Annotated in this window: 11 protein-coding genes; 3 read left to right on the plus strand and 8 right to left on the minus strand. The window is 72.3% G+C overall.

Going from position 1 to position 11,315, the window contains the following annotated elements:
- On the minus strand, positions 1-184 hold a 184-nt coding region (locus ACIP98_RS41020), incomplete at its 3' end, for a thiamine pyrophosphate-binding protein (RefSeq protein WP_401981780.1).
- 621 nt (positions 185-805) lie between these two features.
- Between ACIP98_RS41020 and ACIP98_RS41025 the strand changes: the two genes are divergently transcribed.
- The gene (locus ACIP98_RS41025) at positions 806-3,328 is read left to right on the plus strand and encodes a CehA/McbA family metallohydrolase (RefSeq protein WP_401981782.1); all 2,523 of its coding nucleotides are present in this window, start codon (positions 806-808) and stop codon (positions 3,326-3,328) included.
- Here the strand turns inward: ACIP98_RS41025 and ACIP98_RS41030 are convergent.
- A complete protein-coding gene (locus tag ACIP98_RS41030; RefSeq protein ID WP_401981785.1) occupies positions 3,294-3,560 on the minus strand; it encodes a hypothetical protein in 267 nt (88 codons plus the stop codon). The two genes, ACIP98_RS41025 and ACIP98_RS41030, sit on opposite strands and share 35 nt — an antisense overlap.
- Before the next feature lie 276 nt (positions 3,561-3,836).
- On the opposite strand from ACIP98_RS41030, the gene ACIP98_RS41035 reads away from it, so the two are divergent.
- Positions 3,837-4,196, plus strand: a complete 360-nt coding sequence (locus ACIP98_RS41035; protein ID WP_401981800.1) for a DUF805 domain-containing protein — start codon at positions 3,837-3,839, stop codon at positions 4,194-4,196.
- A gap of 78 nt (positions 4,197-4,274) precedes the next feature.
- Here ACIP98_RS41035 and ACIP98_RS41040 read toward each other — a convergent pair whose 3' ends face one another.
- The 5 genes from ACIP98_RS41040 to ACIP98_RS41060 all read right to left on the minus strand — a co-directional run bounded on the left by ACIP98_RS41040 (position 4,275) and on the right by ACIP98_RS41060 (position 8,769).
- On the minus strand, positions 4,275-5,027 hold the full coding sequence (locus ACIP98_RS41040; protein WP_401981788.1) for an SDR family NAD(P)-dependent oxidoreductase: 753 nt from the start codon (positions 5,025-5,027) through the stop codon (positions 4,275-4,277).
- A gap of 130 nt (positions 5,028-5,157) precedes the next feature.
- Positions 5,158-6,015 carry a TIGR03620 family F420-dependent LLM class oxidoreductase gene (locus ACIP98_RS41045; protein WP_319657575.1) on the minus strand — a complete coding sequence of 286 codons (858 nt, stop codon included), beginning with the start codon at positions 6,013-6,015 and terminating at the stop codon, positions 5,158-5,160.
- A 90-nt stretch (positions 6,016-6,105) separates the two neighbouring features.
- Positions 6,106-6,855, minus strand: a complete 750-nt coding sequence (locus ACIP98_RS41050; protein WP_401981790.1) for an SDR family NAD(P)-dependent oxidoreductase — start codon at positions 6,853-6,855, stop codon at positions 6,106-6,108.
- Between the two features lie 293 nt (positions 6,856-7,148).
- Positions 7,149-7,751 (minus strand): TetR/AcrR family transcriptional regulator, encoded by a 603-nt coding sequence (locus ACIP98_RS41055; protein ID WP_319657573.1) that lies wholly within the window; start codon positions 7,749-7,751, stop codon positions 7,149-7,151.
- Between the two features lie 217 nt (positions 7,752-7,968).
- Positions 7,969-8,769, minus strand: coding sequence for a GNAT family N-acetyltransferase (locus tag ACIP98_RS41060; RefSeq protein WP_319657572.1), 801 nt, complete (start codon positions 8,767-8,769; stop codon positions 7,969-7,971).
- Between the two features lie 155 nt (positions 8,770-8,924).
- Here ACIP98_RS41060 and ACIP98_RS41065 point away from each other — a divergent pair, with 155 nt between their 5' ends.
- Positions 8,925-9,854 carry an alpha/beta hydrolase gene (locus ACIP98_RS41065; protein WP_401981794.1) on the plus strand — a complete coding sequence of 310 codons (930 nt, stop codon included), beginning with the start codon at positions 8,925-8,927 and terminating at the stop codon, positions 9,852-9,854.
- A 237-nt stretch (positions 9,855-10,091) separates the two neighbouring features.
- Here ACIP98_RS41065 and ACIP98_RS41070 read toward each other — a convergent pair whose 3' ends face one another.
- Positions 10,092-11,171: a WxL protein peptidoglycan domain-containing protein gene (locus ACIP98_RS41070; RefSeq protein WP_401981797.1), complete on the minus strand. Its 1,080-nt coding sequence runs from the start codon at positions 11,169-11,171 to the stop codon at positions 10,092-10,094.
- Positions 11,172-11,315 lie beyond the last annotated feature (144 nt).

The following is an 11,315-nucleotide window of genomic DNA, read 5'->3' on the forward strand; positions in this document are numbered from 1 at the left end:
CCGTGGCCTGGGCGTAGCCGTCCGCCATGGCGATGGCGGCGCCCTCCTGGAGGACCAGGTAGTAGGGGATGTCCTCGGGCAGGCCGGTGAGGAACAACAGCTCGTTGAACCCGGGATTGCCGAAGACGGCGCTCACGCCGTGATGGCGCAGGACGCGGTAGAAGGCATCGCTGACGGTCGCCATGAGCGGGCCCCTTGCCCAGAGTGATCGAGCCTGTCCCACGACCGTAGGAGCGCCGACCGGCAGCGGCAAATCGGTGCGTTTCCCTTCTCCGGTGATCGATGCGACGGGCGGGTGCGGCGCGCGGGCCGGGTGGTCCCGGCGCCCCGGCGAACGCCGACCCATCGGGGGCGGTGCGGGGGGTCCCGCCGCAGGAGGTGCTCCGCCCGGTGAGCGCCGAGCCGCGGGGGAGGTGTGCCGGGCTGGGTGAACCGACGCGGACGCACGGGGACTTCACGGAGGGGTACGTCCGCCGGCGCGGGTCCTTCAACGGCCGGGTCCGCGACCGTTTCCTCCGGTCCGAGACGGGCGGGTGCGGACCTCGTTCGAGACGCCCGGCCACGGGGCCGGCACGCGCCGCCGGCGAAGCGAACGGCCTGACGCGGGAGATCGGGCGCGGCCCGCGAGCCGTGGCACATCCGGCGTCGACCGCGAGGCGGCGGCTCTCGCCGCCGTCGCCCGTGGTGTTCCGCTGACCGGAAGGGTCGCGTCGCGGCGAATTCATGTATTTGCGCATGCATCTTTCTAGCGTCGTGAGCGCACTGCCCCTTCCCCGGCGCAGTGGACTGAAAGGCGGTTGCCCCGATGCATGCCCCGACACGAACAGGCGTCCCGAACCAGCCGCTGGGCGGCCACCTGCCCCGAAGGAATCTGCTGGTCGCGGCAGGTGCGGCGGTCGCGGCCGCGACCATAGGCGCAGGCGTCGCCGACGCCGCGACGGTCACCGGCCGCCCCGGGCGGCCCGCCCCGGCGGCCGTGCCCGCCAGGCGAGCGAAGGCCCCCAAGGGCCGGTGGCTTGCGGGCGACACTCATGTGCACGACGACCACTCCTCCGACGGCAGCGGTCCGCGCCAGACCTCGAAGCAGACCCTCCCGGGCAACCTCCCGGTCGGCGACCAGATCGCCCAGGGGGAGAAGGTCGGCCTGGACTTCATGCCGCTGACCGACCACCGCACCTACGACCAGGTGTGGGACCCGCAGTGGACGTCCTCGAAGCTGCTCCTCCTGCCCGGTGAGGAGGCCAACGGCTCGCCGCACGCCATCGTGCTCGGCAACGTCGACGTGGTGGTGGACGGGGCCAACCCGCCCGGCTCGGCGGCTTACCGGCACGTCCAGCAGTCCGTGTGGGACGTCCACGCCCAGAACGCCGTGTGGTCGCAGGCCCACCCCGACGACGGCGAGTACACCCGGGCCGGCGGCGTCAACGCCAACGCCAGCGTGCTGGGCAGCGACCTGGTCGAGGTGCTGAACGTCGCGAGCGACCCCGACGTGGAGATGGAGTACGCCGAGAACCGCTGGAACCGCGGCTTCCGCTTCGGCGTGGCCGCCGCCAGCGACTGCCACTTCCGCGAGCTGTGGGACGTCGACAGCCCCGGTGAGCCCACCACCCGGGTCTTCGCCGCGGAGCGTTCGGTCCGCGGCATCCTCGACGGCTTCCGGGCCGGCCGCACCACTGTGTCGCAGAACATCACCGGTCCCTTCGTCACCCTGGAGGCCGACGCGGACGGCGACGGCGTCTACGAGGCGATCGGCGGCGACGAGGTCGTGGTCACCGGACGCAAGCTCCCCCGGAAGGCGGGCCTGCGGGTGAAGGTGCGGTCCGGCAAGGGCACCACCGTGCACGTGTACGCCGCACCGGGCCGCTCCGCTGGGCCGGTCGCGACGTTCGTGCCGCGTACGGGCAACGAGACGTACGATCTGCCGCTCGACATGAAGGGCGGCGACCACACCTGGTACCGGGTCGAGGTCCGCTCGCCCGGCAGCGCGTCGGGCTCGGAGGCCGACCCGACCCTCCCGGACCAGCTGCGCGCCGCGACCTCGCCGGTCTTCCTGTCCGTGGGAGCGCCCGCCGAACCGCTGCCGGAGATCCCGCTGCCGGACGCCGACACCACCGCCGACCACGGGGCCCTGGTCATCGGCGAGCAGGGCGGTTTCACCGGCTTCGCCGACGTGGCGGTGGCCGGAGACGTCACCCACGTCGTCGCCGAAGTGCACGAGGGCCAGGCGACCCGGATCGTCCACGTCCGGCTGGACCGCAAGGGCAGGCCCGGCAAGGCCCGTACCCTGTCCGGCGATTCGACGACCGCCCGCTTCCCGCGGATCGCCGCCCACGGCGACGACGTGTGGGTGGTGTGGCAGGACGAACGCGGCAAGGAGCAGCCGCACCGGCCGGCGGTCCTCATGGCGACCAGCGGCAACGGCGGTTCCTCCTTCAAGTCCCCGCAGAAGGTCAGCAAGGGCAAGGGCAGGGCCGTCAACCCCGCGCTGGCCCTGATCGAGGACAAGCACCCGCTGGTCGTCTGGTCCGACAACAGCGGCGGCGCCTTCGACGTGTACGCGCAGATCGTCGGTGTCGACAAGGCGGCGGTGAACATCTCCGCGGCGGGCAAGGCCACCAGCCCCGGCACTCCCGCCGACGCCCGGTCACCGCGCTACCCCGCCTCGCTCTTCCCGGCCGTCACCGTCACCGGCGGCAAGCACGCCGTCGTGACCTGGCAGGACGACCGGAACGACCCGGACCCGCTGTGGACCGGGCACACCCCGCCGGCCGGTCAGCCGGCCGGCGGCGGCACCGATCCCGACAACTGGCAGATCCTCGCAGCGGTCCGGACCGCACCGGGCCGGTCCTGGGGCACCCCGGTCGCGGTGAGCGCGGTCACCGACCGCGCCGACCGGCACCCGAGCGTCGCGGTCGACGCGCACGGCACGCTCGTGGCGATCTGGGAGTCCGGCGCCCTGCAGAGCTCGGGCGCCAACCTCCAGGTGCGGACGAGCACTTCCACCGACGGCGGCGCCACCTGGAGCCCGTACCGGCAGGTCGCCCACGACCCGGACGCGATGAGCCAGCGCGCCCGGGTCGCCCAGGACCCCGACGGCCGCGTACGCGCGGTCTGGTACGACTCCCGGTCCGCCGACTGGCGTTGGAAGGTCCTCACCGCCACCCTCGACGCCACCGGCACCTGGTCGGACGCCCGGCAGGTCACCACGCTCGGCAACAACACCTGGCCCGCCCTGCACGGCGGCACGGTCGTGTTCACCACCGACCGCGGTGCGACCCGCACCCAACGGGACGTCACCCAGCAGATCTACCGGACCCGGCTGGCCTGAGCCCGTCCCCGTCCGGCTCCGGAGGCGTACGGCGACCGCCGTCACCGGGGCCGGACGGCCGCGGCAGCGGTGTGCCCTGCGGTGTCTCGCCGTGTCGAGTCACACCGTGGTACTCGATGTTCCGCACGTCGTGGTACGGGACGTAGGTGCGCCGGCGCCAGAGATACCAGTACGCACAGCCCACCGCCTTGAGCACGCCGAGGACGGAGCGGACGACGAGATCGCGGAGCACGGAAATTCCTGGGGTTGTCCAAAAGGGCCGGCTGATGCCTTGTCCGCATCGAAACGGAGGCCGGTGGCGCGGGGATTGCCGTACGGCGTCGGGCGGGCGAACGCGCGTGTGCGCGCAGTCGATGGCGCCCGAAAAGACGTGCCGCGCGGGTGTGCGCGCCGTGCGCGGAGCCGGTTATCGAAACGTGTCTTGACCTGCGCAGTACAAGGCTCATAACTTCCGCGTGCTCGATCTTTTCAAGACGAGCCTCACACCATGGCCTTGGGGGCAATCGCAATGAACTGGTACCTCGACGTGCTCAAGAAGTACGCGGTCTTCAACGGGCGGGCGCGCCGGACCGAGTTCTGGATGTTCGCGCTGTTCAACCTGATCATTTACATCGTGCTGCTCTTCATCGGTCGCGCGATCGACTTCGCCCTGCTGCCGGGGCTGTACGGGCTCGCGGTGCTCCTGCCCTCGATCGCCGTCTCCGTGCGCCGGCTGCACGACACCGGCCGCACCGGCTGGCTCTACCTGCTCGGCCTGATCCCGTGCATCGGCGGCATCGTCCTGCTGGTCTTCTTCTGCGGCGACAGCCAGCCCGGCGACAACCAGTACGGGACGAACCCGAAGCTCGTCGCCGGTCCGGCCGTCTGACGTTCCCGACGCCGTACAGCGGAGCGGTCCCGGACGACGGCGTCCGGGACCGCCCCGCTGTACGGCGCTCCCCGCGCGTCAGGCGGCGATCACGGCCGCGGTCGTGCGGCCACCGTCCACGTCGAGGGTGATTCCGTGGACGAACCGCGCCTCGTCCGAGGCGAGGTACACCGCGGCCTGGGCGATGTCCTCGGGGGAGCCCACGGTTCCCGCGGGGGTGCCCGCCATCATGGCCTCGGAAGCGTGGCCGGGGACCTGGACCACTCCGGGGGAGATGGCGTTGACCCTCACCCCGCCCGGCCCGAACTCGGCGGCCCAGGCCCGAGTGAACGTCTCCACCGCGCCCTTGGTGGAGCTGTAGAGCGCGCCTCGCGATATGCCCAGCCGGGCGATCCACGACCCGAGGTTGATGATCGCGCCGCCTCCGGAGGCGGCCATGGCCGGTGCGACGGCGGCCGTGAGGAAGAAGGGCGCCTTCATGTTGACGGCGACCACACGGTCGAAGGTCTCCTCGTCGGTGTCGGGAGTCGTGGGGCTCGGGTAGATGCCCGCGTTGTTCACCAGGATGTCGATGCGGCCGCCCAGTGCGCGGCCGGCCTCCTCCGCCAGCTGCCGGGAGGCGGCTGCGCTGCCGTCCAGGTCCGCGGGAACGAATTTGGCGGTCCCGCCCAGGGCGCGGATCTCCGCCACCACCTCCTCCCCGCGCTCCTTGCTGCGCCCCGAGACGGCCACGTGTGCCCCCTCCGCGGCGAAGGCCACGGCGATGGCCCGGCCGATGTTGCTGGTGGCCCCGGTGACCAGGGCGGTCTTGTGCTGCAGGCGTGCGGACATGATCGTGCTGCCCCTCTGGGTGCGGACGGAACGCGGTCCACCTTGCGTCGCAGAAATTGGACCCGCAAGTCCAAACCCTGGGGAGGCCCCGGACCGGCGCATGCGCGGACCGCAGACGGCCGCGCGGCCCTCAGGAGGCGAGCGGTGCCAGCTCCCGCCACTGGGGCAGGGGCATCGCGGGGCCCGCGCCCACGACGTGCAGGCAGACATGGTCGGCGCCCGCCTGACGATGAGCGCGGACCCGCGTACCGATGGCTTCCACGTCTCCCCAGGCCACGACGCTGTCGATGAGTCGGTCGCTGCCGCCGCGGGCGAGGTCCTCCTCGGTGAACCCCTGTCGGAGAAGGCTCCGCGCGTAGTGGTCCATGCCGAGGAACGCGCCCAGGAACTCGCGTGCCGCGTTGCGGGCCTTACCGGGATCCTCCTCGAGGACGACGGCCTGGTACGGCGCGATGAGAGGCCCTTCGCCCAACTGCTCCCGTGCCGCGGCCGAGTACTCGGGGGTGACCATGAACGGATGCACACCGGCGGTGCGTCGACCGGCCAGCTCCGTCATCCTGGGGCCGAGTGCCGCCATGACGCGCTCGGCCGCGGGCACCGGTGCGGGTGCCTGCTCGAGCCTGTCCAGATAGGCGGCCATGTCCGCGACGGGCCGGTACGGGTGTCCCGCGCTCCGGGCGGCCGCCGGGTCGCTGACACCGAGGCCCAGCAGGTGCCGCCGGCCGTAGGCGTTCTGAAGGCGCGCGTGTCCCGCCGCCGTCTCGGCCGGCTGGTGCCGCCAGATGCTCGCGACCCCGACAGCCACTTTCGCCCTGCGGGTGGCCCGCAGCAGGCGCTCCGAGTCGCCGAGGACGTCGCCGCCCCCCAGACCCGGTATCCACAAGGCGTCCCAGCCCAGTTCGTCGAGTTCGGCGGCGGCGTCGGCGATCTCACGCGGATCGGCCGCCCGCAATTCGATACTCCAGATCCCTGTCGGACCCCATCGCATGTCTTCTGTCCCCTCTGTGGAAGTACGGTCCGGCGGAGCAGTTCGCCGGGCGGCCCGCGCCTGCGGCCGGGCCCGTGACCGGTGCCGGCGCTAGATCTGGTTGCGGCCGCCGTCGACGAAGAGCTCGATACCGGTGACGAAGCTGCTCTGGTCCGAGGCGAGGAAGAGGACAGCGGCCGCCACCTCCTCGGGACGGCCGATGCGGCCCATCGGGATCGTGCCGGCCATGAAGGACTTGAGCTGGTCCGCCTGCTCCTGGTCGGGAGCGAGGCCGTCGATGCCGGGGGTGTCGATCGTGCCGGGGCTGACGGTGTTGACGCGGATCGAGCGGCCCTTGAGTTCGGCGGCCCAGGTACGGGCGAAGGACCGCACCGCGGCCTTGGAAGCCGCGTAGACGCCGAACGCCTCGTTCCCGAGGGTGCCGGCGTTGGAGGACGTCAGGATGATAGAGGCGCCGTCGTTCAGCAGCGGCAGTGCCTTCTGGACGGTGAAGAGCATGCCCTTGGCGTTGATGCCGAAGGTCTGGTCGAAGTGCTTCTCCGTGACCTGTTCCAAGGTGGCGAACTCGCCGCCGCCCGCGTTGGCGTAGAGCACGTCGATGCGCCGGTTCTGCTCGGCGACGGCCGCATAGAGGCGGTCGAGGTCGGCCAGATCGGCGACGTCGCCCCGGACGCCGGTCGCGTGGTGGCCGATCCTGGCCACGGCCGCGTCCAGCGCGTCCTGGCGGCGGCCCGTGACGAAGACGTGCGCGCCCTCCGCCGCGAAGCGCTCCGCGGTGGCCAGGCCGATTCCGCTGGTGCCGCCGGTCACGATGGCCGTCTTGCCGTCGAGTTGTCCCATGGTGGTGCTCCTTGATGTCCGTGGGCGCACACGCGGTACGGCAGGGCCCCTCCCTGGAGAGCGGCGGTCGGGCCACGGCGTGTGCGCCCAGCATTTTTTAGCGAGTACTAAAAAACTAGACCGGCCGGGAGCGCGTGTCAATCGAAGGGGGGATCACGCGGCCGCGACGGCATGCCGGACGGCGGCGGGTGCCTGGGGCGTGGGGTCGTGGGGTCAGAGAACGGCGCGGCGCCGCGCCGGCCCCGCGCGGAGGTGACCGCGCCCCGCCGCACGCAGGCGGCGGAGTCCGCGCGTCAGGCGCCCGGCCGCGGCGGCCAGACAGTCATGGCCATGTCCACGATCTGGTGGAGTTGCTCCCGGGTGGCGCCACCGGCCGCCTGGACTGCCACGCCTTGGTAGATGGTGGAGAAGTAGCGCGCGAGGCCCTCCGGATCGCTGTCCTCCGGGAGTTCGCCGTTCCTGGCCGCCTGCTGGAGCCGTTCCCGCAGGGCCGCCTCGCCGGCGGCCCTGCGCGCCGTCAGCTCGTCGCGTGCGGCCTCCGCGCCCGGCGAGCACGCCAGGGCGGCCTGCACCGTGATGCAGCCGCGCGGATGGCCGGGATCGGTCGTCGCGTCGGCGGCGCCGTGCAGGAGGGCTTCCACTGCCGCACGGGCCGTGGGCTCCGCGAACGCCTCGCGGATGTAGCGGGCGGGGCCGTCGGCGTACCGGTCCAGCACCTTGCGGAACAGCTGTTCCTTGTTCCCGAAGGCGTTGTAGAGGCTGGGCGCGTTGTTGATGCCCATCGCCTTGGTGAGGTCGGAGATCCCGGTGCCCTCGTAGCCCTGGCGCCAGAACACCTCCAGCGCGCGGTCGAGGGCCGTGTCGCTGTCGAAGGTGCGCGGTCGGCCCCCAGCCATGGTCGCCTCCGGTCCGGGACGGGAATTTTAGTCACTGCTAAGATACTGCGCCCGCACCGGGACCGGACGCGGCGAGCGCCGCGCACGCGGTCGACGCCTCCATGGTGCCTGTCGATTCCTGGTGGCCCATGACGCGCTCGCGACGGCGGCGCCGGTCGCCCCGTCTGCGGTCCCCGGTTTGGTCCCGGCACGACGGGCCCTGTCGATCGAGGCAGTCTCAGGGAGCGGTCAGATACGTCCAGTGCTCGGCGACCTCGAAGCCGAGGGACGTGTAGAGCGACAGCCCCATGTCACTGGCACGCAGATAGGCGGTCCGTGCGCCGTGCCGGTGGCCCTCGGCCACGACGTGCTCGGTCAGCCGCCGCCCGTAACCGCGCTTGCGGTGTGCGGGGACCGTCGAGACGTTGAAGACCCCGACATGCCCGTCGGTGACGATGCCCATGGCCGTGGCGACCACCTCGCCGTCGGCCTCGCCCACATAGGCCGTGATGGCCGGCGCGTCCAGCACCGCCGGGGTGGCCAGGGCCGCGAAGATCTCCGTGGGTGCCTGGAAACCCGCACCCATGGCGGTGGCATAACGCCCGGACTCGGCTCCGGAGATTGCGCGCACCCGAAGGTCCGGCGCGGCCCCGGGGATGCCCGGAGGAGTGCTCAGGTCCCGCACCATGAGAGGTTCCCAGGACTGCTGGGTCAGGCCGTACCGCGCGGCCGTGCGCAGCACCGACTCGCCCGGGCGCGACCGTACTTGGATGCACCACGGGACCGGCCGCGGGAATTCCCCGGCGGTCTGCGCCGCAAGGGAGGCGAGCGATTCGATCTGCTCCGCCGATGGTGTGGGCGCGAAGGAGTACACGCCGTTGACGCTGGGGGCCTCGCTGCCGGTGAAGATCATGTGGGTCTCGTCCCGGCCGGCGTGCTGCCTCATACCGGGCTCTGCGCCGGCGATACACCGGAACGCCGCGCCCCAGGCTCGCGCGGCGCCGTCCGCGTGGAAAGCGGCGTTGGTGCGTGGGTTCATGCCACCGATCGTAGACAACCGTGTGACACGTGCGGCTTCCGGCCCTGCCGCCAGGAACTCGGGAGCCACCCGCAACGCGCGCAGGAGTCGCGCGTCTGTCAGAGCGAAGGGACCGTCGCACCGGCGCTCCCAGGCACCCACACACAAGGACGAACGTGACAACACTTCGCTCGGCGCTCCCGGTCGCGCTGCTGTGCCTCTGGGGGCTGTCGGCCTGCTCCTCCGCCCCCGGGGCGGCCGGCGCGCCGGAGCCCACCAGGGCGTCGGTGCGGCTTCCGTCGGCCGGCGCGCCCGCGCAGCGGCCCCGTACGAACCCGCCCGGCGCGAACCGGCCCAGCCCGCATCGGCCCGTGGACTACACCCCCAGCTGGCCCGACCGGACCGCCCGCACCAAGGCCGGGTACCTCGTCGACACCTGCGTGCCCGCCTCGCTCCGTGACAGGGTCACGACGCTGACCACCAGTGACGGCGTCCATCTGTCCGCCCTCGAACTGGGGGACGGCCCCGACGGTGTGCTCCTCGACCACGAACAGGGATACAACATCTGCTCGTTCATCGACATCGGGAAGCAACTCGCCTCGCGCGGCTACCGCGTGGTGATCCCGGAGTACCGCAACCACGGTGCCTCGGAGCACGTCGCGGACAACGAGCACATCGACCGCGACGCGCGGGCCGGGCTCGCCGAGCTCGAGCGCCTCGGCGCCGAGCGGGTCTTCCTCGGCGGTGCCTCGTGCGGCGGCACGACGGCGGCCGTCGCCGGGGCCGACGGCGAACTCCCGCTGGTGGGGCTGCTCATGATGTCCTCACCCGCCCGTTGCGGCGGTGCGGACGCGGTCGCGGCGGTACGGAAGATCGACGCCCCGTCCCTGTTCGCCGTGTCGCCGGGGGACATGAACGGCGCGGTGGAGAAGCAGGTCCGCGAGGTCTACGCGGCGTCGGCGGCGACGCAGAAGCGGCTCGTCATCGACCGGAGCGGCTACCACGGGACGGACATGATCCGGCGCGGGCCCCGCGGCGGCGCGTTGGAGCGCGACGTCGTCGCGTTCGTCGTGGCCGCCTACGACACCTACGACACGTCACGATGACCTGAGTGTCCTGGACACCGGGTGAGTCTGCCGGAACGTCCTGGTTTGGGGTGCAAAGCACCACCGGGGCAGAGGGTTTCGGTGGAGGCGCGGGTGGATGTGGTGATCTCCCTGGGGTAATTCCGCCCGCGCCGCGCATCCTTGCTCCCGCCCCGACGGCAATCCCCCACGTCACGCCCGCGCGGCGCACGCCCTCCTGGCCGCCGGGGCCGGGGACGCGCGCCGCGCTTCGGCCGCTCAGCTCTCCCGCGTCGTGCGGTCGCGCAACGCCTTCTCGACGGCGCTCTGGACGCGGGCGTCCTCTTGCGTCTTGCGGCGTGCGCGGGCGCGGCGCGCGAGGAGCAGCCCGCCGACGACGGCCGCGATCACCACGACCACCAGCACGAGCAGCGTCCACGGGACGGCCCATCCGTGGGCCGTGGCCCGGACCGGCTGGAGCGGGGTGGTGGTGCCCGAGGCGTCGGTGAGGAGCGGGGTGAGGGTCACGTTCGCGGCCAGGTTCACGGCGGGGGCGACGCCGCGGACGGGCACCTTGACCTTCCAGCTCTCTCCGGGGAGCAGTTGCGGCGGGGCGGCGATGCGGCCGGCCTCGGTGCGCAGCCAGCCGAACGGGCCGGTGACGGAGACCGCCTGGCTTCCCGACAAGGTGGCGTTGCCGGTGTTGTGCACGGTGTAGCTGACGGTGGCGTCGCCCTTGGCGAACGGGTTGCCCGAACCGGAGTAGCCGACCTTCAGGTCCTCGATCGCGAACCGCGGCTTGAGCGCGCCGCTGACCCGCAGCGAGACGCGGATGCCGAGGCGCCGGTCCACGTTGATGCCCGCGGCGTCGTCCGACTGCTTCAGGGACGTGAGGATGCCGCCCACGTGGTCGCCGGGTGTCGCGTTGGACGGGACGGAGACGGTGAAGGGGATCTGCGCGGTCTTGCCGGGCTCGATCACGACGCTGTCGCGGTCGGCGTGGACCCAGGCGCCGATCCCGACGGACTTCTGGCCCTTGGTGAGCAGGTCGAGCTGGCCGGTCTCGGTGGTGTAGCCGTCGGCGGCGTAGAGCGCCAGCCGGAGCGGGGATTTGCCGTGGTTGGCGACGACCATGGCGTCCTTGACCTGGTTGCCGGGGTTCACGTCGTAGCTGTAGCTGGAGCGGTCGTCGCCGTACCCGTTCGCGGCCGTCCTGACCGTCCAGGTGACGTCGCCGCCGGCTGCCCGCGCGGGGCCGCCGCTCAGGCCGGTGATCGCGAAGGCCAGGAGCAGGGCCAGGGCGGCGGGGCGGACGAGCGCGAGGACGGTGGCCGTCCGGCGCGTTACGGGTACGTGCATCTCTGGATTCTCCTGGAACGGGGAGGCGGGGGGGGGCCCCGCCGGGGGCCCCCCCCCCCCGGGGGGCGGGGGCCCAAAACTGGTGAGTGGGGGGGTTATAAGGGTGGGGCGGGTTTGACCCAAATTGTCGCTGTGCCGGGTCTT

The organism is Streptomyces sp. NPDC088354 (genome assembly GCF_044753585.1).
Classification (GTDB): domain Bacteria; phylum Actinomycetota; class Actinomycetes; order Streptomycetales; family Streptomycetaceae; genus Actinacidiphila.